The sequence below is a fragment of the Nocardia sp. NPDC004718 genome, from assembly GCF_053601535.1.
Map to the genome: position 1 here is coordinate 1 of NZ_JBSGCA010000030.1, position 26,380 is coordinate 26,380.

Below are 26,380 nucleotides of genomic sequence, written 5' to 3' on the forward strand. Positions count from 1 at the left end.
TCGGCTCACCCCGATCGAGTTTGAGACAATAAACCGGCCCGCAGTCGCGGCCTGAAAGACCAAACCCACGAGTCAACCAAACTCGGGGCAGTCCCAACCGGTCCGCGCGGAATCCAGCCGGGTCGCCACTTCGTCGAGATCGTCATCGAATAGATCCGAGTACACACCGAGCGTAATACTCGGCTTGTGGTGACCAAGCATCCGCTGAACAACCGCCAACATCGAAGCGCCTTGCGACACCGCCAAACGACACTGCTGTATGCCGCATCTCGTGGGGGTTAGTCCTTCGAGGCCAGCGTCCATCGCCGCACGGCCCCACCAACACCGGCGCATGTTGCACACTCGAAGAACTCCGCCACATCTCGAGGTGAAGACCTCGGTCTCGGCGCTCCTGCCCGCCACATGCTCAGCATGTATGGGGCGTGTCGAACCCATCGCAAGTCCGCATCCGGTGGCGTGGACTTGATCGCGCTGAACCTCGTCAGGGGATGCCCCCTTCTCGAGCAGGACTGCCCAGGGCCTCTCGTGGCCCAGCTTCTGCGCCCGCAGCCGAACGCGGCTCGGCCTTACCTCGACCGACGCGACGCAGAGCTGCTCGCCCGATGAAGTCGCGGTTGGGATTCAGGTCTCTCGGTTCTGCCAGTCGCCGAATGTCGTACCTGTCTCGGGGGTCCTCCACGATTCCCGCCCATTCGTATTGCGACCTGCGACGACGGCAGCAGCAGCGGACGGAGAAGAGAACGGATAGTCACGGGTGAAGGCGGCCACCTCACCGGAACTGGTTGCCTCGAGAACGCCTTCACCGACAAGGTTTTGATGCAACCGCTGATAGTTACTGGGCCAGCCCGACCATGATGAGCGCGCCAACGACCCGGCGCGGACGACGAATTCGCCGTCGATCTCCTGTGCCGTCGCGGTGATCCCGTGCTTGCGGATAGCCATCTCGAACACGGGCGAGAGTGATTCGGCCATGGGGTCTTTGGGAGCCGCCGAAGGGGTCGGCATCACGGATACCGATCGGAAGATGTTGACGTTGAGGACAGGGAGCACGATGCGCGCCTCTGCGATGAAGCTCTCCATATCGGAGATGTCTGCTTCGGGGAGGGGCGACAGCGGCGGCGCGGTGCCGTTGACGAGTTTGGCGCGGCCGGCTTGCTGGGCGAGCTGAATGAGCCTCGCCTCCAGATACCTCGCATGCGCCTTGGTGATGTTGGCGTCCTTGCTGGTGATTACTATCGCTCGATCCCAAAAGTCCTTGCCGTTCTGGGACTTGGGCTCGGCATGTCGCCGAATGCGGACACCGACCTCGTCCCCTTCGCCGATGTAGGCAAGGATTCCGCCGGTGTCCGGATCCTCACCGATCAGGACGTAGACACCCGTTCTGCCGACTTCGCGGCGAGCGAGCAGCCTAGCAAGATCCGAGCGGGGCGCCGCGACTATATGACCCGTCCAGTTCATGATCTCCGCCGTCTGCAGGCCGCCCGGCGTTCCATCGGCAAGGAACATCCTGACCGTTTTGCCGAGGTTCTTCTGCCCGCTGTCCACGTGGTGACTGTATCGGGTTGCGGCCGCAAGGCTCAGAGGATCGGGGTGGTTCGCCGCACCGGTATTCATCGTCCGCAGAGCGTCAGCAGTAGAGGCAACACGCACCCACCCGTCACCAACACACCCAACATCGAAACACGCTGGCCACGAAAATGTTCCAACGGCACCAACAATGCCCGTGACCAGCCGAAACACCCTCTTCTGTCGTTCGCATTTCGCCGTAGTCATCAGCGACTCAATCATCACGGACGACTACGCATTCATCACCGCCCGCATGCCTCCCGCACAAGGAAGCCAGGTAGAACGAGCGAATAGTTACCGATGCCGTGGATGACGGCCAGTCAGTCGCATTGGTCGTACCGGCCGAGAAACAGCAGAACAAGAGGCACCACCCGTCACTACAGCTGATAATTCGCTTCGACAACCAGCCGCCCACCCGAAATCCGCCTGTCGTCCCCGTTCCCATGTTCGACACGCCCCGCCGAGGGCACCGACCTGCGACAATGATTGCCGCAGGTCAGACGTTGCGGGGAAACACACTCCCGCGCGAGGCCGCCGCTGGCTGCAAAACCCCAGGGGGTGTTGCAGGTTCGATTCCTGGGGTTCACGAACCTGCGTCCGGAGTTTCCCTGGTCGGCAGAGCGCTCGCGACGGCCTCCCGGGAGCGCGCAGTCCAGCTTCTCGCTAGACGCGAGCGTCGTAGTGCTTCCGACAGTTCAGGGTGGACAGCGAGGACGCCGGTGCCGGTGTCGCCGAACTCGGCAGCGTCAACACTTTCGTCTCCGCGATCCTCAGCCCTGCCTCCGGAGCACAGAGCCTGCCCCCGACGGTTGATGTGGCTCGGTTCGCTGCTGAAAGTATCGACAGCTCAGGGGTTCGGGCTTGCTGGTGGTGGGGTCGCTCGAATTGTGGCGGGAGTGTGGGTCGGGGTTCTGTTGTTGCGGCGGTGACCTATCTCGATTCGTTCGTAGGGCACGCCCGCGGGGGCCGGCCCCGCGAGGGCGAGAGCCGTGGAGCGGACCGGCAAAGGCACTCGGTGAGTCGACTCCGGGGGCCGCCGCCCTGGGTGGATCGGAGTGTGCATTCCGTCCAATCTGTCACATGTGGTCGATATTCTCCGTTACGTTGTTGAGCCGCAATGGTCTTGGAGGGGTGCGATGGTAGAACAGCTCGACGTAGGCAACGCCAAGCTCAACGTAGGCAACGCCAAGGAGGGCATCGGCAGGACCGTCGACGGTATCGGCAAGGCGGCGCGAACTGCTTCATCGCAGTTCGCCGGGCAGGTCGGCAACGTCAAGGACGCTGCCAGAGGCAGGGTCGAGAAGCTGACTGCGAAAGGGCCGGACCCCTACGAAGTGGCCGTAGCGGAATACAACGGCGTCTTTACGGCGATGGCCGACAGGGGCCTGTGTCTGTTGCGTCAGCGCGAACGTTCGACGGACCTGATCGAGCTGGTCGAGCAGTTGGTGAACAGCATCGCCAACACCCCGAAATCATTCGATACCGACTTCGACGAGATCGAGGTACATCGGAAAAGGTTCCTGAACGCGGAGGATTTCGCTCGCAAAGAGTTGGAAGCGGCGCGGTTGTCGGCAGCAGGCGCCGGCGCCGGGTTCGCGGCGGGCACCGCGGTAGCGGGCCTGGCACCGTCGGCGGCGATGTGGGTCGCCACCACCTTCGGGACAGCGTCGACCGGCACCGCGATCTCGACCCTTTCCGGGGCGGCAGCCAGCCAGGCAGCACTGGCGTGGCTCGGTGGCGGCGCGCTGGCCGCCGGTGGCGGCGGCACTGCGGCAGGCACCACACTGCTCGCGCTTGCCGGGCCGATCGGCTGGACCATCGCGGGCGCAACCCTGCTCGCGTCGATCGCCCTGTTCGCGAAGAAGAAGTTCGAGAATCGAGAGGCGAAGCACGAAGCGCTGACTGCGATAAAGCGCAATACCGCCCTCGTCGAAGGCATGGATGCTCAGATCGATGACCTCCTCCAGCGGACGACCTCGCTGCGCGAAGGGCTGGTGAAGAGTTACGGCGAAGCCTTGGTGCACTTCCGCGCCGATTTCCACGCGCTCGCCCCTGCCGAGCGGTCGACACTTGCTATGTTGGTGAACAACACGAAGTCGTGCGCGAGCATGCTGAGCATGCGCATCGAACAGGATGCCGATAGTGCGTGACGCTGCCGAGTTCGTCACGGGCGCCCAGGAGCAGGCAGTTGCTTCCTGGGTGAGCTATCTCAACCAGCTCCGCATAGACAACCTCCTGAGCGCGCTCAGCCAGCAGGACGAGTACCTTCGGGACGCGCTCACCAGCGTCGATGAAGCCGTCAAGAAGATCGACCTCGAGGTGGTCGCCGCCAACCGCGGCGGACAGCGTGGCATGCACGGCTTCATCGCCGAGATCGCCGAGGTCGGGATCGGCAACGCCCGAAAGCAGATCCTCGGCCACGAGCCCGTCTACCAGTGGGTCAACGACAACGGCCCCGTCGACCTGATGCGCGGAAGTATCGAGATCCAGCAGAAATTCGTCGCAGCGGGTGGCCGCTTCTCACTGGGCGCGATCGCCGAGCACCTCCAGAAGTATCCCGAATACGTGCGCAACGGTGGGAAATACCAGATCCCTCGTGATCACTTCGAGGTGATCCAGCGGCTCCATGCCTTGCCGCCCGAGGAAGCGAGCAAGCTACTGTCACGCAGCGGCGACGGACCTTCTCTCAGAGACTGGCAGCGGGTTCAGGCGTTCTTCCAAACCGGATCGGTCGGCTTCGAATCGCTCGAGCCCTCGACGCTCGAATACAACCAAGTGCAGCGCGATGTCTACACCTCGACCATGGCGGCCGAAAAGGGCTCGCTCCACGCCACGGACCAGTCTTTGCGCGAGGATGCCTACCAGCGCAGCGGTCCGACGTTGCGAGAAGGAGGCACCGCCGCGCTCACCGCCGCCGCGACTGCGGGCGCGACTGCGTTCGTACTGGCCGTGGTCGCCAAGCGTCGGGAAGGCAAGCGGCTCAGTGAGTTCAGCGAGCGCGACTGGATCGACCTCGCAGGCGAGACCGGCTCAGGTTTCGGCAAGGGCGGCGTCCGAGGACTGAGCATTTACGCGCTCACAAATTTCACCGCGACCTCCGCAGCCGTCGCCAGCTCGATCGTCACCACATCCTTCAGCATCGCAGAACAAGCGAACAAGCTGCGCCGGGGCCAGATCGACGAACTCGAGTTCATCGAGAACTCCGAACTCATCGCCCTGGAGGCCGCAGTACGCGCGCTGGCCTCTTGCGTCGGCCAGGCGACCATCCCCCTCCCGGTCCTCGGCGCCGTCATCGGCACCACGGTCGGCACTGTGCTGTACAAGGCCGCCGCATCGTCGTTGACGAAGCGAGAGGCGGCGCTGATCGAGCGTTACCTCGACGAGCAACGCACGCTCGACGAGCAACTCGCCGCGGAATACCAGGCCATACTGGAAAAGCTGGACCAGAGCATGTCGGACTATCTCGGGCTGCTCGAACGAGCCTTCTCGCCCGACGTGCAGGTCGCGCTCGCCGGATCGATCGAACTAGCGGCGGAACTCGGCGTAGCTTCGGACGAGATCCTGGATTCCGATGAGAAGCTCGACGCCTACTTCCTCGACTAGCGAGAGGGAGGCCACAGCCGACGCAGCAACCTATCCATCACCTTGCGCTGCGGGCGGCGTGCACAACGGGGAGACAGGGGCGCAGCAGTTCGGCCGGGGCGCTGCCATTGGCCGGGCGCAGATCGTTGGAATGGGTGAATCTGCATTCGTAAATCGGATTGGCACCGCCCTTGTCGACTGCCATGTCTAGCGCGATCAACCGTGTCACGACCCCGTCCCTCGACGACATCGCAGCCATGCGGCATCCAGGGCGGTTGTTGGTCAAGACGATTGCTATTCGAATCCGCCGGCCCGGTCCCGGTGGACACAGCTGCACACGCGACCGCGTCGATTTCGGTGAACAGGATCTAGGACCAAAGCGGGGGTAAACGCGGGGCCTGACACAAAAAACAGGTCAGGCTCGGTCTAAGACCGGGCCTGACCTGCTATTTCTGTGGAGCTAAGGGGACTCGAACCCCTGACCCCCACACTGCCAGTGTGGTGCGCTACCAGCTGCGCCATAGCCCCTGGTTGTTGCGCTCCGGGCGTCCCCGCCGCGCTTGAATGAAGTTACACCAACGGTGTGTCGGCAACCAAATCGCCTTGATTCGGGGGTGACAGGAGGCGGCAGTTGAGGTTAGTATCGAACATGTGTTCGAAGTGATTTCGATCGTGCGGGGTGTGGGGAGGTAGGCGGTTGGACACTCGGGTTGGGCAGAGCAGATGGGGTTGCTGATTTGTTCGTTCCCGAGTGTCCAGCGGTCGTCTGGTGCGAGTCGGATGCGTGAGGGTGTGGGCGGTTGCAGTGCCGGACAGGGATGTGCCGATCGGTCGGCACGTTTCGCGGGTCGGGACGAATGCCGAAACAGCGAGCGGTACACCCGGTCTCGCAACTGGACATGGAGACATCTCGAGGCGCGGTCCAGGACAGGGGGCCGGATCGCGGCGTCGAGTGCGCGGGCCGGGCGGCGGCAGGTGGAGCCGTTGCCCGGCCCCAGACCAACTGAAAGCTCGGCGGATGGCGACCTCGGGGGCTGGGGATGTCGGGTCGCGCCGTCGAGTGGGCCGGGGCGTCGATTTGGTGGAGTCGGCGTTCCGGCCCTTCCCTTCGCCGCGAGACCGCATCGCCTTGCCGAGTCCGTGGCGGATCGGCGCTTCGTGAGGGAGATCACCAGATCATGGTCTACCGGGAACAGCGCAGGCGTTCGCTGCTCACCGGGTGAGCGAGACCACCCAGTTCTCGTCGTTGGTGTCGACCTTGGTCGTGCCGTCGAAGACCGCGGGTGTGGCCGCGGAGCCGCCCAGCGCCGCGCCGAGCGCGGCCGTCTGTGCCATGGCGCTGCTGCGGGCGGACTCGACCTTGGCGCCGGTGGCGATGCATTGCCGCACGGACTCGGCGGCTCCGGCGTCGCCCGCGATAGCGGCGAGTTCCTCGTTGCTCAGATCGGCGCCGCCTTCGCTGGGGCGCTTGGTAGTGAACAGTTCGGTGTGGAACTTGGAGTAGACCGGGCCCGAACCCGCCTCGGCCACACACTGGTTCGCCGCGACCGCGCGGGTGGAGTAGTCCTTGCTCCGCGAGCGGGCGTCGAGGAAGTTCACCAGGCGATAACGGACCGCCAGCGCGCCCTCATCGATCTTCTGCGCGATCTCTTGACCGTAGATGCGCTCCAAGCTGCCGCAGCCGGGGCACAGCGGGTCCTCGAAAATGTCGATGGTCTTCTTCGCGTCCGGGCGGCCGAGCAGGATCGAACCGTTCTGCTCGAGCACCGAGTGCACCGCCTCGTTCCGCACCGAACCGTAGCCGTCGTTGCGGACGGCCGCGTCGTCCCGCCCCCAGCGGATCGCCGCGATGACGATCACCACGATCAACACGAGAGCGACCGCACCGAGCGCATAGGTGGTCGCACTGGACATCGGCCGGGGTGTGTACTTCGAACGCGATTCGCTCACATTGACACTTTGCCGCAACGAACCGCCATCCCCGCCGCCGGGCCACCGATCCGACCTCCAATGGACACCCGCGCACCTGACCTGGTCAGCGGCAAACGGCTTGGCCACGCGTCCGGTTCGGTCCTCGCACTTCCATCGCTCGACAGCGCATGGAATGCGGTCATCGTCGCCGACCTGGTACCGGCTCGGCAGCGATGGCTCCGACGGCCGCGTTCCGGTGCCCTGCGGCGCGGCACTCGTTGCCGCCTGCCGGCTTCGTCTGTGGCCGGTTCCCCGATGCCATCGGCCGCTGCACGAGTGAGAGCCGGGCGACCCGCGCGCGACCACGGTGGTGACCGCATGTCACCGACCGGACAACCACGGCGGCCGCCACCCTGAGCCTGGCGACGAGGTCAGCGGTCCCGCTGGACGGGCGCGCTGCCGTAAGTGACGCCGGTGAAGGCTTCAGCGTCCGCGGCGGGTGCGCCGTACCGGCCGCGGACGTTTGCCACGGGACATCGGTCGCCCCGACGCCCCCGGGTATTCAGCTCCGTCCGAGTCGGCGACCGCCGTACCCGGCACCGCCCGCACAGGTCCGGCATCGACCGCCGTACCACGACGATCACCGCTCACAACCGACGGAGGGCTCACCGTGCCACCGGATTCAGCAGCCGTCCTGACGCCGTTCGTCATCGATCGGCGACGACCGGCCGCCGCACGGGAATCTTCGACGGCCGCTGCGCGATCACCCGGAAGCTCGGCAGACTCGGCCACCGCCGGCACCGGGCTGTCGGCGATCGGCGCGCCGGACACCTCGTTCAGCGCACGCTCGATACGAGCAGCGCGCCGCTCGGTGTCGTCCGCTCCGCCGGAATGTTCGGACGGGCTCTCCGAGGGAACCGAACTCCCCCGCCGCAACGGCTCGGGCACCACAGCCCAGACGAGCGCGGCGACAGCGAGCAAAGCTCCGGTCACACCGAGCGCGAGCGCATAGGACACCTGCTGCGCCAGGGCGCCCACGGCGACCGGGCCGATGACGGTGCCGAGGTCGGCGGCCATCTGGAAACCGGCGAGCACCGGGCCGCCGCGCGCCTTGGGCCCGATGATGTCGGCGACGGCGGCCTGCTGGGTCGGCGTGAACATGCCGGACCCGAGCCCGGCCAGGAACGAGGTGGCGAGCAGCCACGGGAGGTCGGTCGCCAGGCCGAGCCCCGCCGTTCCCGCCGCACACACCAGCGAGCCGACGATCACGAACGGTTTGCGCCCCCACCGGTCGGACAGTCGCCCCGAGGCGAACAGCACCGCGACGTTCCCCGCGGCGAACACCGTCAACGCGACACCGGCCATACCCGGCGCCTGGTGCAGCACCTCGACGACGAGCAGCGGCACCAACGCCATCCGGACACCGAACACGGCGGCCCCATTGGCGAAATTCGACAGCAGCACCGCCCGGTACTCCGGCCGCGCCAACCCCTCCCGGAAGGACATCATGCGAACACCGCCGACGGGCTCCGGCGCGGCCAGTTCCGAATGCCGCAAGCTCAGGTACACCACCACGCTCACGGCGAGCAACGCGACGGCGTAGATGACGAACGGCCAGCGCAGCCCGAGCCCGGACAACCCGCCACCGACCAGCGGCCCGCTCACCGAGCCGACCAGGAAGCTGGTCGACCACAACCCGGAGACCCGGCCGCGCTGCTCGGGCGGGGAGATGCGGATGACGAGCGCCAGCGACGACACGGTGAACATGGTCGATCCGATGCCGCCGAGCGACCGCAACAGCATGAGCTGCCAATAGTTCTGCGCCAACGCGCTGGCGCCGGTGGACACCGCGACGATCAGCAGCCCGCCGAGATAGACCGAGCGCTCCCCCAGCCGCTGCACCAGCCGCCCGCTGAGCGGCGCGAACAGCAGCCGCATCAGCGCGAACGCGGACACGATCGCCGAGGCGGCCGCCACGCCGACGCCGAAGCCGCGCGCGAACTGCGGCAGCACCGGGGCGACCAGACCGAACCCGATGGCGATGACGAACGCGCCCCCGACCAGCACCCAGATCTCGGTGGGCAGGGGCTTGGATCTACCGGTCACCGGACAGCGCCTGCCCCACCAATTCCTCCGCGGCCGTCTGCACCTCGGCGAGGTGCTCCGGGCCGTGGAACGATTCCGCGTAGATCTTGTACTTGTCCTCGGTGCCGGACGGGCGAGCGGCGAACCACGCGTTCTCGGTGGTCACTTTGAGACCGCCCAGCGGCGCTCCGTTGCCCCGCGCCCTGGTGAGCACCGCGGTGACCGGCTCCCCGGCGACCTCCTTCGTGGTGATCATGTCCGGAGTCAACTTCGCGAGCAGCTCTTTCTGTTCCGCGGTGGCCGGTGCGTCGATCCGCGCGTAGGCGGGGCTGCCGTAGCGGCGTTCGAGTTCGACGTAGCGCGCCGACGGGCTCTGCCCGGTGACCGCGGCGATCTCGCCCGCGAGCAGGGCGAGCAGGATGCCGTCCTTGTCGGTGGTCCAGACCGTGCCGTCCATCCGCAGGAACGACGCGCCCGCGCTCTCCTCGCCGCCGAAGGCAAGGCTGCCGCTGAACAATCCGGGAACGAAGAACTTGAACCCCACGGGCACCTCGTGCACGTCGCGCCCGAGCACGGAGACCACCCGGTCGATCATCGACGACGTCACCGCGGTCTTGCCGATCTTGGTCAGCGCGTCCCAGCCCATCCGGTTGGCGACCAGGTATTCGATGGCCACCGCGAGGAAGTGGTTCGGATTCATCAACCCGCCGTCGGGCGTGACGATGCCGTGGCGGTCGGCGTCGGCGTCGTTGCCGGTGGAAATGTCGTAGTCGTCCTTGATCGCGATCAGCGAGGCCATCGCGTAACGGGAGGACGGGTCCATCCGGATCTTGCCGTCGCTGTCGAGCGTCATGAACCGCCAGGTGGGGTCCACGAAGGGGTTGACCACTTCGAGCTCGAGGTCGTAGCGCTGGCCGATCTCCTCCCAATAGTCGACGCTGGCGCCGCCCATCGGGTCGGCGCCGAGGCGGATGCCCGCGCCGCGGATCGCGTCCAGGTTCAGCACGTTGGGCAGGTCGTCGATGTAGTGGTCGAGGTAGTCGTAGCGTTCCACGCCGGTGGCCAGCGCGCGCTCCAGCGTGGTGCGCTTGACTCCGGTGAGCCCGTCGCGCAGCAGTTCGTTCGCGCGTGCGGCGATAGCGTCGGTGGCCGTGTTGTCGGCCGGGCCGCCGTGCGGCGGGTTGTATTTGAAGCCGCCGTCGCGGGGCGGGTTGTGCGACGGGGTGACCACGATGCCGTCGGCCTGATGCTTGGCCCCGCCCCGATTATGGCGCAGCACAGCATGACTCAGCGCCGGCGTGGGGGTGTAGCGGTCGCGCGCGTCGATCACCGCGGTGACGTCGTTGGCGGCGAGCACCTCCAGCGCTGTGGTCCAGGCGGGCTCGGACAGCGCGTGCGTGTCCCTGGCCAGGTAAACCGGCCCGGTGATGCCGCGAGTGGCGCGATACTCCACGATCGATTGGGTGATCGCGAGGATGTGCGCCTCGTTGAAGGCGCCGTCCAGGCTGGAGCCGCGATGTCCCGACGTGCCGAACGTCACCCGCTGGGCCGGATCGTCCGTGTCCGGAACACGGCTGTAGTACGCCGTCACCAGGTGTGCGATGTCTTCCAGATCGGTGGGACGTGCGGCACGCCCGGCTCGATCGTGGGCCATGCTCGGGTCTCCCTTCCGTATCGGCTGCGCCCGGCTCGTCATCAGGATCATGTCCACGACCGCCCGGTCACCGCCGACCCCACGGCCACGTCGTTCATGTCGGCCGCCGGCCGGAACGTCGCGCAGCCCTCCATGCTGAACGTGGTCGGCACGGTGCGGAAGCCCGCTTCCGCGGCGGCGAGCGGTCGGTCGCCCGCCGGCGCGCCGCTCAGATCGCCGAGCCGCGCCGAACCGACAATGGTAACGGCCGACGTGCCCGGCGGCATCGGCGAGGCGAAATCCGCTGGTGCCGCCAGGGCTACGGGAGAACCGGCCGGTGCATCGGGCTTGCCGCGGGGTCTGGTCATCGCTCACCTTCCTGCCACTGGTCCACCGGTGCCAATGTGACGTTGACCGAGGTGAACAGTTCGGCGTTCCGCTCGACGAAGGCGCGCAGGCGTTCGAAATCGTCGACCAGCACCAGCATCAGCGGAAGGTGGTCGGCTATATCCAGGATCCGGGTGGTGTGCACATGCGAGGACGCGCCGTATCCCTCGATGCCGCGCCACACGCTGGCGCCCGCCAGGCCGATGTCCCTGGCCCGGCGCACGATCTCGTGATACAGGGGCGTGTGCCGCCATTTGTCGTCCTCGTCGAGCAGCACGGTGAGCCGTGCCGCGGGCCGCCACCGTCCCGCCGCGGCGGCATCCGCTTGCGAACCACTCATGCCTGCCCCCTTCCGTCGTACCGTTCCCGTCGATCGCCGAGCCGAACCAGGTACTCACCGTGCCATGCCCGCGCCGGGCTCCGACGCCCCGGCTACGCCACCGCCACCCCCGAGGCGGAGGAGCGCGGGAAGTGCCGCGCCCGGTCCGAGGAGTCTACGAACCTCGCGGGTGGGGTGGAGAAGGTGGTGCGACCGCCGGGTGCGCCGATACCGAGAAGGGTGCACAGCAGCCTCTTGGCTACCCACACCGAAGCGGTCGGAATCATCGGGTTTCCGATTGCAAAGCATCCCATGACATTTACCGCGTACGCCGGGTAGAGGACCGCCCACCTCTGCACGAGACCGGATCGAGCACAATGCCCATGGCGTTCAGCAAAGCCCGCCACATCTGCTTACCTCGTATTTTGCACCAATAATGGTGATTCGGGAGCGTTTTGCCGTGTGCGGCGGACGAGTACCGCGTGTCGTGCGCGATGCTCGGCGACGGGCTCCGCGATCCGGATCATTGCCACGGCCCATGGCGGAAGATTCATCCCCCCACGGGAGTAGACCGCCAGGAGTGGCCGATCAGGCAATCGCAGAGCACAGTCCCGCCACCCCTCCTCGCGAGGGCACCGCCGCGCTCGCCGACGAACCCGCGATCGTCCGGCTCGGACAGCGACGACGGCCGCCGCCCCCGCGACGGAATCGCGGGGACGGCGGCCGCTGTGCCGGAAACCGGGTCGGCGGTGCCGCACTCGGTTCAGTGGGCGAGCACCGGCTCTCCCTCGGCGGGCACCGGCGCCGTGCTCGGCATGAGCACCGCGGTGAGGATGCCGCCCACCACGAAGATCGCCGTGGCCCACCAGAAACTGGTGGTGTAGCTCTCGATCGCGGACTGGGCGATGGTGAGCGGGTCCGGGGTGCGGGCGGACAGGTAGTCCGTGGCCGCGGACGCCGCGATGGTGCTCAGCAGCGCGGTGCCGATCGATCCACCGACCTGCTGGCTGGTGTTGATCATGGCCGAGGCCACGCCGGCGTCCTCGTGCTGCACGCCCGAGGTGGCGCCCTGGAAGGCGGTCGACATCGAACCGCCGAGGCCGAGCCCGAGCAGGATCAGGGCGGGCAGGATGTGGGTGGCGTAGCCGGTGTCCAAACCGATCCGGGTCAGCCACGCCATGCCCGCCGCCGCGATCAGGAAGCCACCGCTGACCACGACCTTCGGGCCGAGTTTCGGCAGCAGCAGCGACGGGCCGGTGGTCGAGGAGGCCACCATGGCGGCGACCATCGGCAGGAACGCCACGCCGGTCATGATCGGCGAGTAGCCCAGGGTCAGCTGCATGTAGTAGGTGAGGAACAGGAAGATGGCGAACATCCCGATGCCCATGACGAAGACCGTCAGGTAGGAGGTGCCGCGCATCCGGTCGAGCACGATCCGCACCGGAAGCAGCGGGTGCGCGACCCGGGTCTCCAACCAGGCGAACACCGCGATCAGCGCCGCACCGCCGAGCAGGAACGCCAGGGTGACGCCGTTGGTCCAGCCGTCCGATTCCGCGTGCGAGAACCCGTAGACGATGCCGAACAGGCCCGCGGTGACCACCACCGTGCCGGGTATGTCGAGCTTGGGCCGCTCGGTGCTCGTGTGTTTGGCCAGCAACAGCACGGCACCCACCAGAGCGACGGCGGCGAAGGCGAGGTTCACGAACATCACCCAGCGCCACGAGGCCCATTCGGTCAGTGCGCCGCCGAGCAGCAGCCCGATCGCGCCGCCGGTGCCCGCGACGGCGCCGAAGATGCCGAACGCCTTCGCCCGCTCGGACGGTTCGGTGAACGTCACGGTGAGCAGCGAGAGTGCGGCGGGCGCCAGCAGCGCGCCGAAGACACCCTGTCCGACACGAGCCGCGACGAGCATCTCGAAACTGGTGGCCGCGCCACCGACGGCGGAGGCGACCGCGAAGCCGACCAGACCGATGATGAAGGTGGTGCGCCTGCCGAACAGGTCGCTGAGGCGTCCGCCGAGCAGCAGTAGGCTGCCGAACGCCAGTGCGTAGCCGGTGACCACCCAGGAGCGGTCGCCGTCACTGAAGCCGAGGTCCTGCTGGGCAGCGGGCAGGGCGATGTTCACCACGGTCGCGTCCAGCACCACCATGAGCTGAGCGACGCCGAGAACGGCCAGCACCCACCAGCGCAGGGCGTGCGAGCCGCGCCGCCCACTTCCCGTTCGCTCCGGGGCCGGGGCCCCGCGGTCGATCGCGGTAGTCATGTGTACCCTTTGTCTCGAGCATTGATCCGGAGAATGCTCCTCCGCTTACTCGAAGAAGCTATCACGATAACGGAGACAACACCTCCGGTTAATCCCCGATGTTGATAGAATGGCGGTGTGAATCACGCCACGGTCGCCTCTCCACCCCGGCGCCTGCGGGCCGATGCCGCGCGCAATCAGCAGCGGATCATCGCCGCGGCGCGGGAACTGTTCGCCGATCACGGACTCGAGATCACTCTCGACGACGTGGCCGAGCGCGCCGGTGTGGGTGTCGGCACGGTGTACCGCCGCTTCGCGAACAAGAAGGAACTGATCGTCGAAGTCTTCGACCAGAACCTGAACGATTTCGCCGACGCGGCCGACGCCGCCTACCGGCATCCAGATCCCTGGTTCGGACTCGTCGAGTTCTTCGAATACGCGTGTCGGCACATGGCCACGAATCGCGGATTCAGCGAAGTCATGCTGGAACTCGAAGACGACGAGACCGACCGATTCGCGGTCGTGCGCGATCGCATCAAGCCGAAGGTGCACGCCATCTGCGCACGCGCCCGCGACGCGGGCGTGCTCGCCGACGGCATCGAGCCCTCGGATTTCTTCGCGCTGGTGCACATGGTCGACGGTCTCGCCGAGTTCGCCAGGCCGGTCAATCCCGATGTCTGGCAGCGGTATATGGCCATCATGCTGAACGGCGTGCGCGGCGACAAGACGCCGCGTCAGCATCTCGTCGTCCCCCCGCTGAGCGACGACGAGGTCGAGCAGGCCAAGCAACAGCTGACCTGCAGCTGGCGCAAGAGGTAGCGAAAACGAACCGTAAGTAGCGCGGGTCACACACACTCCCGTAGAGTTGGACACATGACCAATTCGTGGGTGAACTGGGCCGGCGATCAACGCTGCGCACCCGCACTCCTTGCCACGCCGCGCTCCGTCGACGAACTGTCCGGCCTGCTCGCCGACGCCGAAGCCGACGACCGGACCGTGCGCGTCGCGGGCAGTGGGCATTCGTTCACCGACGCCGTCCTGACCGACGGCACCTTGCTGAGCCTGGCGAACCTGAACCGTGTGCTCGACGTCGACCGGGCGAACGGCCTGGTCCGGGTGGAGGCGGGCATCAGCCTGAACGCCGCCAGCACCGCCCTGCACGAGTACGGCCTCGCCTTCCCGAATCTGGGCGACGTCGACGTGCAGACCGTCGCGGGCGCCATCGCCACCGCTACCCACGGCACCGGCGCGACTTTGCAGAACCTCTCCGCCGCGGTGCATTCGGTGGAACTGATGCAGGCCGACGGAACCCTGGCGGAACTGAACGAGCAGACCGATCCCGACGGTTGGCGCGCGGCGCGCGTCGGCATCGGCGCATTGGGCGTCGTCACCGCCCTGACGCTGCGGATGGTGCCGTCCTTCGTGCTGGAGGGCATCGAGCGGCCGATCCCGGTGGAGGACGTGCTCGCCGATCTGGATTCGTTCGTCGACGGCAACGAGCATTTCGAGTTCTACATGTTCGCGCACAGCCCGCTGGCCATGACCAAGCGCAACAATCGCGTGCTCCTGCCCGAACAGCCGCGCCCCAAAGCGGTGGACTGGTTCACCGACATCTTGTTGTCCAACTACCTGTTCGACGCGCTGTGCGGCCTGAGCCGCAGGCAGCCGCGCCTGCTCCCGTTGATCCAGCGCAGCGCCGCCTACGCGGGCAGCTACCGGCGTCAGGTGGACCGCTCCTACCGGGTGTTCGCGTCGCCGCGCCTGATCCGCTTCACCGAGATGGAGTACGCGATCCCGCGCGAGCACTCCGTCGACGCGATCCGCGAGATCAAGGAACTGTCCACTCGATTCGACACCCCGATGCCCATCGAGGTGCGGTGGGTCGCGCCCGACGACGCGTTCCTGTCCCCGGCGGCCGGCCGCGACACCTGCTACATCGCGGTGCACCAGTACCAGGACATGGACTTCGAGCCATACTTCCGCGCCTGCGAAGCGGTTTTCGACCGCTTCCAGGGCCGCCCGCACTGGGGCAAACGCCACTTCCAGACCGCCGCGACGCTGCGCGGCCGCTATCCCGACTGGGATCGGTTCGCCGAGGTGCGCCGCCGCTTCGACCCGAAAGGGCGTTTCGCCAATCCCTACCTCGACCGGGTACTCGGCCCGGTCGGCTGAACCCGGCGCACCGCGGGCATCACTCCGGTCGATCGGCGAGGAGTTCCGCGACCAGACGGGGCACGGCCGTGCCGATGGGTTCGCGGATGATCTCGGTGGCCATGGCGTCGTACGGCGTCGGCTCGGCGTTCACGATCACCAGATCCGCGCCGCTGCGCACGGCGATGGAGCACATCGACGCGGCGGGCTCGACCTGCAACGACGTTCCGATGGCAAGGAAGATGTCGCTCGTCTCCGCGGTGAGCGCGGCCTTGGTCATGGTGCGGCGGTCCATCTGCTGGCCGAACATCACGGTGGCGGATTTGAGGATGCCACCGCAGCCGGGACACGGCGGGTCGGGTTCTCCCGCGGCCACTCGCTCCAAGGTGGCGGACATCGAGGTCTGGTAATCGCATTCGATGCAGACCACCTCGAACATGTTGCCGTGGATCTCGATCACCCGATCCGGCGATGACCCCGCCCGCTGATGCAGGCGATCGATGTTCTGGGTGATGATGGTGACCGTCCGCCCGGCCCGCTCCAAGTCGGCGAGCGCGTTGTGCGCGGCGTTCGGGACGGCCTGCCAAGCCGGATTGTCCCGCCGCGCGAGCCAGGCGCGTTCCCGCAAGCCGCGGTCGGCCACGTAGTTCTGATAGGTCGACAGCAATTCGGCGATCGGATCCTTCGTCCACACCCCGCGCGGGCCGCGGAAATCGGGGATGCCGGAATCGGTGGAGATGCCCGCGCCCGTGAGTACTCCGATCCGGCCGGTACGACTGCGCCACTCGGTCGTCATATCTGCACAGCCTAGGGGCAGCGACGAGATCGGACACGGGTAGACGATGAGAGATTGCTATGGCTATCATCTCATTGTATTAGTTCGGCCGATCAAGGGAGATCACGATGACCGCGTCCGTCGCACGCGAATCCACCGGCGCGCGTTCGCTGCCGCCCCGCCGCCCGATCGAACCGGGAACCCGCATGTGGGAACAGACCGGTCTGATCACGTTCTCCCTCACCGCGGGCTCGGCCTTCCTGTTGCAAACGATGGAGCCGACCATCTCCGCGGTGGTGGACGAGTACTCCACCTTCCGCACCGATCCGATGGGACGTGCCACGCGCAGCCTGGCTTCGGTGATGATGTGGGTCTACGGCGGCGACGAGGCGCTCGCCGAGGCCGACCGCCTGCGGGAGCTGCACGCGTCACTGAACACCACCGACGCCAACGGCGTGCGTCACACCGCGCTGTCCAGCGCCCCGTGGGCCTGGGTGCTGCACACCGGGACGTTCGCCTTCACCGAGAGCGCCAAGTACTTCGCCAAGCGCCCGCTCACCGCGGCGGACAAGGAAGCGTACTTCCAGGAGACGCTGCAGCTGTTGCGCAATTTCTCGGTGGCGCCCAAGGAGATCCCGGCGAACTACACCGAATTCGAGAAGTTCTTCGACGCCACCGTCGCCAACCATCTGGTCGCCACCGACACCGCGCGCGATTATCTGCGGGTGATCCGCTCCGTCGCGCCACCGAAGCAGCTGCCGCGCGTGCTGCATCCGGCCTGGAAAGCGGCGGTGGCGCCGATCGGCTGGCTGCAGTACTTCGTGACGGTCGGCACCACGCCCGAGGTGGCGCGCCAGAAGCTCGGCCTGACCTGGACCGCGGCCGACGAGCGCAAGCTCCGGGTGCTCGGCCGGCTGATCGCGCGACTGGTGCCGCTGCTGCCGGAGCGGTTGCGTTACTTCCCGATCGCCTATGAAGCCCGCCGCCTCGAACGCGATCGTCAGCGGCTGCGCAAGATGATCGACCTGCGTCCGATCTGATACGCCTTCGGACAACATTCCCTTCTCGATGGACATGGGCGGCGGGCGAGACGATTCGATCCCCGCGGCCATGACATTGCGCTGATTCGCACGTGTACCCCGGTCGACCTCGCATCGACCGGGGTACACGTGTCGGCGGCACAAGAGTCCGGAGCGCGTTTCGTCCCGCCGCCGAAACGTCGCGAGCCACAACGTCTCCGGATGTCGCAGGCCTTCCGCGATGCCTTCCGTTGCGCCCCTTCGGGCGAATACTCCCGCGTTACCGTCCAGTCCGCTCCGGCATGCGGGTACCGCGGCGGCGGCGCGATCTCGGATTCGGGCTCTGACCTGCGATCACCGTACGCGCGCGCACGCGAAGGCACGGCGCGCCGTAACGATTCACGGCTCGCTGGTATACGTATCTCATACGCTCCGAAAGCGTTTCGGCTCACCCAGCCGGGCAGTCGGTCCGGCAGCCAGCACACTTATGCTCCACCTTGCACATCGAAAGGCGTTCCCATGTCCCACAAGCCCAGTGTGCTGTTCGTCTGCGAACACAACGCGGGCCGTTCGCAAATGGCCGCCGGGTTCCTCACCGCCCTCGCGGGCGACCGGTTCGATGTGCGGTCGGCGGGCAGCGCACCGGCCGACACCCTGAACGCCACGGTGGTGGACGCCATGGCCGAGATCGGCATCGATATCTCAGGACACACCCCCAAGCCGCTCACGATGGACGCGATCGGCATCTCCGACGTGGTGGTCACCATGGGCGCGGGCGACGCCTGCCCGTTCTTCCCCGGCATCAGCTACCGCGACTGGATGCTGCCGGATCCCGCCGACCAGTCCCTCGATGTGGTGCGCACGATCCGCGACCACATTCGCATCCTGGTGGAGAATCTCATCGCCGAACTGGTCCCCGCACCCGCGCGGTAGGCGCTGTCCGATTCGTTCAAGACGCGCCCCCGCGGCACTGCCTACGCTGCCGGCATGACACCACAACTGGACGTGATCGGCATCGTCGTCCGCGATATGGCCGCCGCGATGGCCTTCTACCGCCGCCTCGGTCTCGACTTCCCGGACGGCTCGGAGCACGAGGGGCATGCCGAGGCGGCTCTGCCCAACGGCCTGCGGCTCACGCTGGACACCGAAGCCGTCATCCGGTCCTTTCACGCCGACTGGACGCCGTCGACCGGCGCGGGCCGTCTCGGAATCGCCTTTCGCTGCGCCGATCCCACTGAAGTCGACGCCGTCTACGCCGAACTCGTGGACGCTGGATACCACGGCGAACTGAAGCCGTGGGACGCCTTCTGGGGGCAGCGCTACGCGGTGGTGCAGGACCCGGACGGCAACGGCGTCGACCTGTACGCCGCTCTCTAGGACTGGGCGAGGAGCTTTCCCAGCGGGATCCCGGCCAGCGCGCGCACCTCGCGCGACAGGTGCGCCTGGTCGGCGAAACCGGCCCGCGTCGCGGTTTCGGCGAGCGGTACGCCCTGGCGCGCCGTCGCCAGCGCGCGTTGCAAGCGCAGCACCCGCGCAAGGGTTTTCGGGCCGTAGCCGAAGGCGTCCAGGCAGCGGCGGTGCAGGGTCCGCTCGCCGACCCCGGACGCGTCGGCGACCGCCGCCACCGACCTCCCGGCGTCGAGCGCGCCGACCACCTTCCGCAGGAGCGGATCGGCCGGTTCGGTCTCGGCCGCGCGCCGGCGCACGATGTGTTCCAGCGCCGCCGCCTGATCTCCGTCGGCCGCGATCCGGTCGACCAGCGGCCGGACCACCGCCGACGGCCACAGCTGAGCCAGATCGACTCGCCGGTCACGCAACTCGCACGCCGGGACGCCGAGCAACGCGGGCGCGGTTCCCGGGAAGAACCGGACGCCGACATACCGATCGCCGGACGTTCCACCGGGATGATGGGCACGGGTGTCCGGTCCCGCGACGACCAACCGGCCGTTCATCCAGATCAGATCCATGCAGCCGTCGGGCAGCACCGGCAGCGCGGAGCCACGGCCGTCGAAGGTCTTGGTCCACAACACGGCACCCGCGTGCCTCGACGGCCGCTCGCGGTAGGCGGCATCGTCCATGCCGCCGACGCTACTCCGGGCCTCCGACGAACACGAGCCGCCTGTCTCAAAAATAACGTCTCAATAAGACTCTTTATTTGAGATAACGGTACAGTGTGGCCCGCGAGACACCCAACTCCCGGGCGATATCCGGGACGCTGCGGCGCTCCGTGTCACGCATCCGCCGGGCGAGTTCGATCCGCTCCTCGGTCATCGCCGCGGGCCTTCCCCTGGACGTGGACGCGGGCGGCGTCCGGTCCGCAGGCGCCAACAGCAGGCGCACTCCTTCCAGCACCTCGGCACGCAACTGTTCGACCGGAGCCTCGGCGTACAGCACCACCGGGTCACTGAGCCCCGCCACCGCCTGGGTGGCCCGAATGCGCTCCGCGAAGGTGGCGTTGGGGCCCGCCACCAGGATGTTCGCCTGCATCATGGTCTTGCTGAACCGCTCGAAAATGGTTCCTGGAGCGGCCAATGCCAGGTCCCGGACATTGAGCCGGAGCAGATAGCGATGCGTGAGGAACACGTCGAGCAACCCTTCGATCACGCGACGGCGCGCCTCGCAGGGATCCGGGTCGGCCGCCTCGGCGACGACACGTTCCATGGTGACCAGCAACGGTTCGGCCAAACCGGCGAGGATGTCGTACTTGCTCGGGTAGTGGTACAGCACGCCCGCCTTGGAGATGCCCAGTTGCTCGGCGATCGCGCGCACCGACGTGCGGTGGTAACCATGCGTCCCGAACAGGTCCATGGCCACCTCGAGGATGCGCGCGCGGGTGGTCGTCTCGTCGCTCACGGTGCAGATCCTACCCGTTGACTGACCGATGGTCAGTGTCTTACATTCATGACTGACCAACGGTCAGTCGATACAGGAGGCACTCATGGCCCACGAACCCCGCATTCTCATCTCCGGCGCGAGCATCGCCGGACCGACGCTCGCGTACTGGCTGGTGCGCAACGGCTTCCGGCCCACGGTGGTCGAGCGCAGCCCGGCATTGCGCCCGGGTGGCAACGGCGTCGACATCCGCGCCAATTCGGTGCGGATCGCGGAGCGCATGGGCGTACTGCCGCGGCTGCGCGAACGAGCCACCGACATCCGCGAGCTGACCTTCGTCGACGCCGCCGACCGCCGCGTCGCGGGCATGAGCACCAGCACCTTCAACGGGGACGGCGACCTCGAGATCATGCGCGGCGACCTGGCCCAGGTGCTGTACGAGGCGACCGCCGACGACGTCGAGTTCACCTTCGGCGATTCGATCGCCGCGATCGACCAGCACGAGGGCGGCGTCGAGGTGACCTTCGACAGCGGCGCACAGGCCGAATTCGACTTGGTTGTCGGCGCCGACGGATTGCATTCGCGGACAAGGAATCTCGTCGTCGCACCCGAGGCGGACGCGCTCCACCACCTCGGCGTGTACTTCGCCACCGCGCGGATCGACACCGAACTCGGACGTCCGCACTCGGTGACGCTCTACAACACGCCGGGGAAGGTGGCGGGCGTCTACCGCTCGGGGAGCCACGACACCGCGACGGCCTTCTTCGCCTTCCGCGAGGACCGCGTGCTCGAGGTCGACCACCGCGACCAGGATGCCCAGAAAGCCCTGCTGCGCGAGTATTTCGATGACCAGGCCTGGCAGGTGCCCACCCTGCTCGACCAGGCCACCGCCGACGACGGCTTCTATTTCGACGCGGTGAGCCAGGTCCGCATACCGGCCTGGTCGAACGGGCGGGTCGCGCTGGTCGGCGACGCCGGTTACTGCGCGACGCTGCTGTCGGGCGCGGGCGCGGCGCTGGCCATCGAGGGCGCACACCTGCTCGCGACCGAGCTGGCCGCAGCGGGCGGTGACCACCGCATCGCCTTCCACCGCTACGAGCAAGCCCTGCGTCCGACCGTGCTGCGGGCACAGCGTTCGGTGCGGGCGAGCAGTTCCATGTTGATTCCAGCCACCGGCGGCCGCATCTGGTTGCGCAACCAACTGACCCGCCTGATGGTGCTGCAGTCCCTCGCGTCCCGCGTCTACCGGCCGGTCGAGGTGCGCGCCGCCGCCTGAACAGCCGGCCACCGCGCCGGTGGGATCAGCGCTGCGGCGGCGCGATCGGGACGATCTCGCGCGGCACGACGCGCAGATACGGATCACGATGAGCGGCGGCGATCTTCGACTCCGCGTCCCGGCAACCCACGGTGACGTCGCTGTTCGGGGCGGAGGAGAACGTCCACACCGTCACCCATTCCGTCCCGCCGAACGTCTCGGTCTTCTTCGCGTCCGACGAGCGCAGATCTTCATTCCGTCCGGAACTATCGGTGACTGTGCAGCGAATACCGCCGACGGCTTGACCCCACGCGGCGGGAGCCCGGATATCGAGCACCGCATCGGCGGGCACCGGAACTTTCTTTACTTCACCCAGCAAAATCCGCAGCCCGCCGTCCGCCGCCTCGTCGTCGCGCGCTCCGGCCGTCGTGGCCGGAGCGCTCGAGGCGGCGCCGACGGTCGTCGAGGCCGCCGCCGCCCCCTCCGAAGGATCGTCGGAACACCCGGACACAGCGGCGACTACCAGCGCGGCAATCGCCATCCAGCTCAGTTTCACAGTCGGACCTCTCGTCGCGCCCACTCGTCAGGCGGTTGGTTCGGATCAGCCAGGCACTGAGCATGACAACGCGGCAGGGGAAAATCGCGGATACACGCCGAGGAATCGGCAATTGGACCGCAATCGCCCGAATCAGCCCCAGGAGAAAGAAATAGGGTTTAATTTTGGAATTCGTCACGCCCAGACCTGTGGCCGCGGTCGGTTACCGCACGGGCGGTCGGCTCGCGTCGCGCACGGCGGCGACCCTCGGCGACCCTCGGCGACCGGATCGCGGCCGCGGCGAGTTCCACGGCGGCCATCCGGCCGACGACCGCCCGGACAGCCCGCGCCACCATGCGGCGGGCATCACGGCGCAGCTGCTGGTCGCTCATGCCGATCAGGACGGGCCCATGCCAGCCGATCGAATCGCGCGGCTGGAAGCGGCCCTGGCGAAGGAATAGAACGGGATTCATCCGCTGTTTGCCCCTGGGGGCGGCACGTGCCCTGCGTCAGCTCGGTTCGTGCCTCCGGGCTACCCGACGGTTTCGGAAAGGCATTTCCCCTGGACCGTCGGGTGCGCATAGTGTGTTCGGTAGGCGATCATCTGGAGGGCCACCATGGCGAACCTGTCGTGGGTAGCGAGGCGCGCGGGCAGAGCGGAGCCCGCTCGTGCCTGACGGTCAGGGAACCTCCAGCTCGCGCACACTGCGCGCCACCACCCTCAGCGGCTACCGGGAAGCCGCTTTCACCACCACGCCCGCCGCGCGCGCCACGCTGATCACCCTGGCGCTGCTGATCGCGGTGATCCTGGCCTACGAGGCCAACGCCACCTCGAACGAGACCGTCGACCACGGCTGGTTCGTCGCGCTCGCACTGTCGGGCGTCTTCGTCGCGCGAGGGCTGCACCTGCGCAGGCCGATCACGCTTCCGCACCTCACCGCCGCGGTGCTGGTGCTGGCCGTCGCGCATCTGGCCTACCGCGCCGAGCATCCCGACGCCGGGTTCGCGCTGCTGGCCGCCACCGGCTTCGTTCTGGTGCTGCCGATAGCCAGCAAACCGCAGCCCGACCAGCTGTACCGAGTGGCCGAGCTGGTCGGCCGCACCGAGGGCGATGCGCTGGCGCCGTTCGCCTTGCACTCGTCGAAGACCTACTTCTTCAACGCGTCGTCGACCGCCGCGATCGGCTATCGCGCTCGCTTCGGCATCGCCGCCGTGGCGGGCGACCCGATCGGCAATCGCGCGGCCTTCCCCGAACTGGTCGCGGCGTTCTCCGACTTCGCGGTCAACCAGGGCTGGCGCGTCGCCGTGCTGGGCGCGAGCCCGGAACTGGCGAACCTGTGGCAGGTGTGGGCGCTGGAGCATCGCGGGCTGCACGCGGTACCGATCGGCCGCGACGTGGTGCTCGATGTGGACGAGTTCAACCTGATCGGACGCAAGTTCCGCAACCTGCGCCAAGCCGTGAGCCGGACCAAGAATTTCGGCGTCACCACCGAGGTGGTGTACGAGTCGGCCCTCACCGAACAACGGCGTGAGGAACTGCTGGCCATCGTCGACGAATGGCGGCGCGGCAGGCAGACCCGTGGCTTCTCGATGATCCTGGACCACCTGCTCGACGGGCGGAATCCCAACATGCTGGTGGTCATCGCCAGCGACGCCGACGGCAATCCCGTGGGCTTCCAGCGCTACGGCATCTCGGACCGGGGCCGGGAACTGAGCCTCGATGTGCCGTGGCGGCGCAAGGACGCACCGAACGGCCTGGACGAACGCATGATCGTCGATCTGGTCGACTACGCCGTCGCGCACGATATCCACCGTATCTCGCTGGCTTTCGCCCCCTTCCCGGAATTGTTCGCCGAGAAGGACAAATCGCGCACGGCCACGCTGCTCTACGTGCTGGTGCACCTCGCCGATCCACTGATCCGGCTGGAATCGCTCTACCGCTTCCTGCGGAAATTCCACGCGCTGTCGGATGAGCGCTACGCCTTGATCCGCTGGCGCGAAGTGGTCATCGCCGCCGCCGCCCTGCTCACCCTGGAGTTCGCCCCGCACCGCCGCGAGTACTGAGCGGCACGGTACCGAGGAGTTCGATGGAACTGACACACAGCGACGTGAAGGCCGCTGCCGAACGGGTGGCCGGGCTGGTCAGACCGGTGGCCGTGGCACAGGCCGACCACACGGGCGAGCTGTGGTTCGCATTGGAGTTCCTGCAGCACACCGGCAGCTTCAAAGCCCGGGGTGCGCTGAACTTCTTGCTCACGCACCGCGAGAACGGGACGCTGCCTCGGGTAGGCGTGACGATCGCCTCGGGCGGCAACGCCGGACTCGCGTGCGCGTGGGCAGCGCGCAGCCAGGGGATTCCCGCCACGGTGTTCCTGCCGACCACCGCACCGCGGGTCAAAGTGGACCGGTTGACCTCCTATGGCGCCGACGTCCGCCTGGTGGGGACGCAATACGCCGACGCGCTCGCGGCCAGCCGCGAATTCGCCGACGCCACCGGCGCCCTGCTCTCCCACGCATACGACAACCCGCTGATCGCCGCCGGTGCGGGCACGCTCATGACCGAGATCCACCAGCGAATCCCCGATCTCGGCGCCGTCGTGGTCGCCGTCGGCGGCGGCGGGCTGTTCGCGGGTGTGGCGACCGCCGCCGATCACTACGGTGTCCGGACCGTCGCCGTCGAACCGGTTCATTGCCGCGCGCTGCACGCCGCGATCGAGGCCGAGCAGGTCGTGGACGTGGAGGTCGACTCGGTCGCCGCCGACTCGCTCGGCGCCCGGCGTGCCTCGGAGCTGGCGCTGACGGCCGCACAGCGCTACGACGTGGCCTCGGTGCTGGTCGACGACGACGCGATTGTGGCGGCGCGCCGCGAGCTGTGGGCGCAGCGCCGCCTCGCCGTCGAGCACGCCGCGGCGACCGCCCTGGCGGCGATACGCGGCGCGGAGCCGGCGTTCCGGCCCAGGCCCGGCGAGCGGGTGTGCGTGGTGCTGTGCGGAGCGAACACCGATCCGGCCGATCTGACCTGCTGAGAAGCCCGCCACGCCGACTGACCGTTCATCGGCGTATTTCCGACGAATCGGACGACACGGGGTTAGGCTCCCGCTGTCCTCTGCGATCCCGACGGAAGGCACACCATGGCGCATACCTCACACATGGTTCCCATCGGCACACCGCTACCCGACTTCGCTCTACCCGATCTCGACCAGCGGATCTACTCCCGCGACGACTTCGCGGACGGACCCGGTCTGCTGGTCGTCTTCGCGTGCAATCACTGCCCCTACGTCAAGCACATCGAGGCCGCGCTCGGCGAACTGGTCGACTCGCTGCCGTCCATGCCGACCGTGGCCATCTGCACCAACGACGCGACCGCCTACCCGGACGACGCCCCGCTGCGGCTGCGCGACCAAGCGATCCGCGCGGGCTGGACGTTTCCCTATCTCGTCGACGAGGAGCAGCACGTAGGGCGGGCCTTCCGCGCCGCATGCACTCCCGATTTCTTCCTCTACGACGCCGACCTCCGACTCGCCTACCGCGGCGCATTCGACGAATCGACGCCCGGGAACGGCAAACCGCTGACCGGAGACGACTTGCGCACGGCCGTCGAAGCCGTGCTGGCGGGTGAGCCCGCGCCCGAACCACACCGGCCGAGCATGGGTTGCTCGATCAAATGGCGGGACGCCTGAAGACCTTCCCGCGTTCGCGCACGCGACGGATCGCGCTGCGCCACGCCAGCTGCGGCACGGCGGCCGACAACCTGGCGAATTCCCCGAGGTCGCCCGGGTCCACCACGGTCCCGGCCTGCTGGGCGGTGGCGGCCCGCCGCACGGCGCGCGAGGACTTGCCGACGTGACCGGCACCGTACGGCGGCTGCGGGTCGTACTCGATGATCAACTGAGCGATCTGTGCCTGCTCCGCGCCGAAGACGTCCCCGGCCGGCCACAGTGCCAGATCGATGCCTGCGGAGACTCCTGGGCCGTGGCTGTTCTCCCGTCGCGCACCACTGGTTCCTCCGGGCGAGCGTCCGCCCCGAGTGCGCGCAGTGCCGACTGCGCCGGCCAACGCGTCGTGGCAGGCCGTCCGTCCAGCAGTCC

24 protein-coding genes, 1 tRNA gene and 1 pseudogene are annotated in these 26,380 nt (G+C 67.6%); 12 read left to right on the plus strand and 14 right to left on the minus strand.

All coding sequences use genetic code 11. The annotated features are described in order from the left end of the window. Nucleotides 1–621: 621 nt before the first annotated feature. Complete coding sequence (locus tag ACWEH3_RS22375) at nt 622–1,545, minus strand: GIY-YIG nuclease family protein (protein WP_450026098.1); 924 nt, start codon at nt 1,543–1,545, stop codon at nt 622–624. Nucleotides 1,546–2,702: 1,157 nt separating this feature from the next. Here ACWEH3_RS22375 and ACWEH3_RS22380 point away from each other — a divergent pair. Next, on the plus strand, nt 2,703–3,716 hold the full coding sequence (locus ACWEH3_RS22380; protein ID WP_450026100.1) for a hypothetical protein: 1,014 nt from the start codon (nt 2,703–2,705) through the stop codon (nt 3,714–3,716). Further along, nucleotides 3,700–5,169, plus strand: coding sequence for a hypothetical protein (locus tag ACWEH3_RS22385; protein WP_450026102.1), 1,470 nt, complete (start codon nt 3,700–3,702; stop codon nt 5,167–5,169). Before ACWEH3_RS22380 ends, ACWEH3_RS22385 begins: the two co-directional genes overlap by 17 nt. A gap of 37 nt (nt 5,170–5,206) precedes the next feature. On the opposite strand, the gene ACWEH3_RS22390 is transcribed toward ACWEH3_RS22385, so the two are convergent. The 8 genes and pseudogenes from ACWEH3_RS22390 to ACWEH3_RS22425 all read right to left on the minus strand — a co-directional run bounded on the left by ACWEH3_RS22390 (nt 5,207) and on the right by ACWEH3_RS22425 (nt 13,746). Further along, nucleotides 5,207–5,377 carry a hypothetical protein gene (locus ACWEH3_RS22390; protein ID WP_450026104.1) on the minus strand — a complete coding sequence of 57 codons (171 nt, stop codon included), beginning with the start codon at nt 5,375–5,377 and terminating at the stop codon, nt 5,207–5,209. 226 nt (nt 5,378–5,603) lie between these two features. Then, nucleotides 5,604–5,676 (minus strand) — tRNA-Ala (locus ACWEH3_RS22395). Nucleotides 5,677–6,360: 684 nt separating this feature from the next. After that, complete coding sequence (locus ACWEH3_RS22400; protein ID WP_450026106.1) at nt 6,361–7,062, minus strand: DsbA family protein; 702 nt, start codon at nt 7,060–7,062, stop codon at nt 6,361–6,363. 861 nt (nt 7,063–7,923) lie between these two features. Then, nucleotides 7,924–9,165 (minus strand): annotated as a pseudogene (locus ACWEH3_RS22405) (MFS transporter); the annotation flags it as partial. Beyond that, nucleotides 9,155–10,798 (minus strand): phosphoglucomutase (alpha-D-glucose-1,6-bisphosphate-dependent), encoded by a 1,644-nt coding sequence (gene pgm / locus ACWEH3_RS22410; RefSeq protein WP_355077830.1) that lies wholly within the window; start codon nt 10,796–10,798, stop codon nt 9,155–9,157. The gene pgm and the pseudogene ACWEH3_RS22405, both read right to left, overlap by 11 nt. Nucleotides 10,799–10,845: 47 nt before the next feature. Beyond that, on the minus strand, nt 10,846–11,145 hold the full coding sequence (locus tag ACWEH3_RS22415) for a hypothetical protein (RefSeq protein ID WP_450026108.1): 300 nt from the start codon (nt 11,143–11,145) through the stop codon (nt 10,846–10,848). Next, entirely contained in the window at nt 11,142–11,504 is a 363-nt protein-coding gene (locus ACWEH3_RS22420; RefSeq protein WP_450026110.1) for a DUF190 domain-containing protein, read from the minus strand. Before ACWEH3_RS22420 ends, ACWEH3_RS22415 begins: the two co-directional genes overlap by 4 nt. A gap of 742 nt (nt 11,505–12,246) precedes the next feature. Next, the gene (locus tag ACWEH3_RS22425) at nt 12,247–13,746 is read right to left on the minus strand and encodes an MFS transporter (protein ID WP_450024817.1); all 1,500 of its coding nucleotides are present in this window, start codon (nt 13,744–13,746) and stop codon (nt 12,247–12,249) included. A gap of 117 nt (nt 13,747–13,863) precedes the next feature. On the opposite strand from ACWEH3_RS22425, the gene ACWEH3_RS22430 reads away from it, so the two are divergent. Beyond that, entirely contained in the window at nt 13,864–14,544 is a 681-nt protein-coding gene (locus ACWEH3_RS22430; protein WP_450024819.1) for a TetR/AcrR family transcriptional regulator, read from the plus strand. 54 nt (nt 14,545–14,598) lie between these two features. Continuing rightward, the gene (locus ACWEH3_RS22435; protein ID WP_450024821.1) at nt 14,599–15,897 is read left to right on the plus strand and encodes a D-arabinono-1,4-lactone oxidase; all 1,299 of its coding nucleotides are present in this window, start codon (nt 14,599–14,601) and stop codon (nt 15,895–15,897) included. A 19-nt stretch (nt 15,898–15,916) separates the two neighbouring features. Here the strand turns inward: ACWEH3_RS22435 and ACWEH3_RS22440 are convergent, their stop codons facing one another. After that, the gene (locus ACWEH3_RS22440) at nt 15,917–16,672 is read right to left on the minus strand and encodes an SIR2 family NAD-dependent protein deacylase (RefSeq protein ID WP_450024823.1); all 756 of its coding nucleotides are present in this window, start codon (nt 16,670–16,672) and stop codon (nt 15,917–15,919) included. A gap of 107 nt (nt 16,673–16,779) precedes the next feature. Here ACWEH3_RS22440 and ACWEH3_RS22445 point away from each other — a divergent pair, with 107 nt between their 5' ends. The 3 genes from ACWEH3_RS22445 to ACWEH3_RS22455 all read left to right on the plus strand — a co-directional run bounded on the left by ACWEH3_RS22445 (nt 16,780) and on the right by ACWEH3_RS22455 (nt 19,047). Continuing rightward, nucleotides 16,780–17,691: an oxygenase MpaB family protein gene (locus ACWEH3_RS22445; protein WP_450024825.1), complete on the plus strand. Its 912-nt coding sequence runs from the start codon at nt 16,780–16,782 to the stop codon at nt 17,689–17,691. A 498-nt stretch (nt 17,692–18,189) separates the two neighbouring features. Further along, a complete protein-coding gene (locus tag ACWEH3_RS22450) occupies nt 18,190–18,603 on the plus strand; it encodes an arsenate reductase ArsC (RefSeq protein WP_450024827.1) in 414 nt (137 codons plus the stop codon). Nucleotides 18,604–18,657: 54 nt separating this feature from the next. Continuing rightward, the gene (locus tag ACWEH3_RS22455; protein WP_450024829.1) at nt 18,658–19,047 is read left to right on the plus strand and encodes a VOC family protein; all 390 of its coding nucleotides are present in this window, start codon (nt 18,658–18,660) and stop codon (nt 19,045–19,047) included. Here the strand turns inward: ACWEH3_RS22455 and ACWEH3_RS22460 are convergent. Together ACWEH3_RS22460 and ACWEH3_RS22465 are read right to left on the minus strand one after the other, a co-directional pair. Beyond that, a complete protein-coding gene (locus ACWEH3_RS22460; RefSeq protein ID WP_450024831.1) occupies nt 19,044–19,748 on the minus strand; it encodes a helix-turn-helix domain-containing protein in 705 nt (234 codons plus the stop codon). The genes ACWEH3_RS22455 and ACWEH3_RS22460 overlap by 4 nt on opposite strands. 73 nt (nt 19,749–19,821) lie before the next feature. After that, nucleotides 19,822–20,523, minus strand: coding sequence for a TetR family transcriptional regulator (locus tag ACWEH3_RS22465; protein ID WP_450024833.1), 702 nt, complete (start codon nt 20,521–20,523; stop codon nt 19,822–19,824). A gap of 85 nt (nt 20,524–20,608) precedes the next feature. Here ACWEH3_RS22465 and ACWEH3_RS22470 point away from each other — a divergent pair, with 85 nt between their 5' ends. Next, nucleotides 20,609–21,778, plus strand: a complete 1,170-nt coding sequence (locus ACWEH3_RS22470; protein ID WP_450024835.1) for an FAD-dependent monooxygenase — start codon at nt 20,609–20,611, stop codon at nt 21,776–21,778. A gap of 25 nt (nt 21,779–21,803) precedes the next feature. Here the strand turns inward: ACWEH3_RS22470 and ACWEH3_RS22475 are convergent, their stop codons facing one another. Further along, a complete protein-coding gene (locus ACWEH3_RS22475; RefSeq protein ID WP_450024837.1) occupies nt 21,804–22,298 on the minus strand; it encodes a hypothetical protein in 495 nt (164 codons plus the stop codon). Between the two features lie 179 nt (nt 22,299–22,477). Here ACWEH3_RS22475 and ACWEH3_RS22480 point away from each other — a divergent pair, with 179 nt between their 5' ends. From ACWEH3_RS22480 to ACWEH3_RS22495, 4 genes are all read left to right on the plus strand, one after another. Then, complete coding sequence (locus ACWEH3_RS22480; protein ID WP_450024839.1) at nt 22,478–22,753, plus strand: dienelactone hydrolase family protein; 276 nt, start codon at nt 22,478–22,480, stop codon at nt 22,751–22,753. 208 nt (nt 22,754–22,961) lie between these two features. Then, nucleotides 22,962–24,356 carry a bifunctional lysylphosphatidylglycerol flippase/synthetase MprF gene (locus ACWEH3_RS22485; RefSeq protein ID WP_450024841.1) on the plus strand — a complete coding sequence of 465 codons (1,395 nt, stop codon included), beginning with the start codon at nt 22,962–22,964 and terminating at the stop codon, nt 24,354–24,356. Nucleotides 24,357–24,379: 23 nt separating this feature from the next. Further along, nucleotides 24,380–25,318 carry a threonine/serine dehydratase gene (locus tag ACWEH3_RS22490; protein ID WP_450024843.1) on the plus strand — a complete coding sequence of 313 codons (939 nt, stop codon included), beginning with the start codon at nt 24,380–24,382 and terminating at the stop codon, nt 25,316–25,318. A gap of 105 nt (nt 25,319–25,423) precedes the next feature. Then, nucleotides 25,424–25,972 (plus strand): thioredoxin family protein, encoded by a 549-nt coding sequence (locus tag ACWEH3_RS22495; RefSeq protein ID WP_355077846.1) that lies wholly within the window; start codon nt 25,424–25,426, stop codon nt 25,970–25,972. Here ACWEH3_RS22495 and ACWEH3_RS22500 read toward each other — a convergent pair. After that, on the minus strand, nt 25,953–26,348 hold the full coding sequence (locus ACWEH3_RS22500; protein WP_450024846.1) for a hypothetical protein: 396 nt from the start codon (nt 26,346–26,348) through the stop codon (nt 25,953–25,955). The genes ACWEH3_RS22495 and ACWEH3_RS22500 overlap by 20 nt on opposite strands. Nucleotides 26,349–26,380: the final 32 nt, after the last annotated feature.

Coding starts and splice junctions, on each gene's coding strand:
- ACWEH3_RS22415 (WP_450026108.1), bottom strand. CDS start 11,145: ATGACCAGACCCCGCGGCAAGCCCGATGCACCGGCCGGTTCTCCCGTA.
- ACWEH3_RS22400 (WP_450026106.1), bottom strand. CDS start 7,062: ATGTCCAGTGCGACCACCTATGCGCTCGGTGCGGTCGCTCTCGTGTTG.
- ACWEH3_RS22435 (WP_450024821.1), top strand. CDS start 14,599: ATGACCAATTCGTGGGTGAACTGGGCCGGCGATCAACGCTGCGCACCC.
- ACWEH3_RS22450 (WP_450024827.1), top strand. CDS start 18,190: ATGTCCCACAAGCCCAGTGTGCTGTTCGTCTGCGAACACAACGCGGGC.
- ACWEH3_RS22475 (WP_450024837.1), bottom strand. CDS start 22,298: ATGGCGATTGCCGCGCTGGTAGTCGCCGCTGTGTCCGGGTGTTCCGAC.
- ACWEH3_RS22490 (WP_450024843.1), top strand. CDS start 24,380: ATGGAACTGACACACAGCGACGTGAAGGCCGCTGCCGAACGGGTGGCC.
- ACWEH3_RS22460 (WP_450024831.1), bottom strand. CDS start 19,748: ATGGACGATGCCGCCTACCGCGAGCGGCCGTCGAGGCACGCGGGTGCC.
- ACWEH3_RS22455 (WP_450024829.1), top strand. CDS start 18,658: ATGACACCACAACTGGACGTGATCGGCATCGTCGTCCGCGATATGGCC.
- ACWEH3_RS22380 (WP_450026100.1), top strand. CDS start 2,703: ATGGTAGAACAGCTCGACGTAGGCAACGCCAAGCTCAACGTAGGCAAC.
- pgm (WP_355077830.1), bottom strand. CDS start 10,798: ATGGCCCACGATCGAGCCGGGCGTGCCGCACGTCCCACCGATCTGGAA.
- ACWEH3_RS22440 (WP_450024823.1), bottom strand. CDS start 16,672: ATGACGACCGAGTGGCGCAGTCGTACCGGCCGGATCGGAGTACTCACG.
- ACWEH3_RS22470 (WP_450024835.1), top strand. CDS start 20,609: ATGGCCCACGAACCCCGCATTCTCATCTCCGGCGCGAGCATCGCCGGA.
- ACWEH3_RS22445 (WP_450024825.1), top strand. CDS start 16,780: ATGACCGCGTCCGTCGCACGCGAATCCACCGGCGCGCGTTCGCTGCCG.
- ACWEH3_RS22495 (WP_355077846.1), top strand. CDS start 25,424: ATGGCGCATACCTCACACATGGTTCCCATCGGCACACCGCTACCCGAC.
- ACWEH3_RS22385 (WP_450026102.1), top strand. CDS start 3,700: ATGCCGATAGTGCGTGACGCTGCCGAGTTCGTCACGGGCGCCCAGGAG.
- ACWEH3_RS22425 (WP_450024817.1), bottom strand. CDS start 13,746: ATGACTACCGCGATCGACCGCGGGGCCCCGGCCCCGGAGCGAACGGGA.
- ACWEH3_RS22420 (WP_450026110.1), bottom strand. CDS start 11,504: ATGAGTGGTTCGCAAGCGGATGCCGCCGCGGCGGGACGGTGGCGGCCC.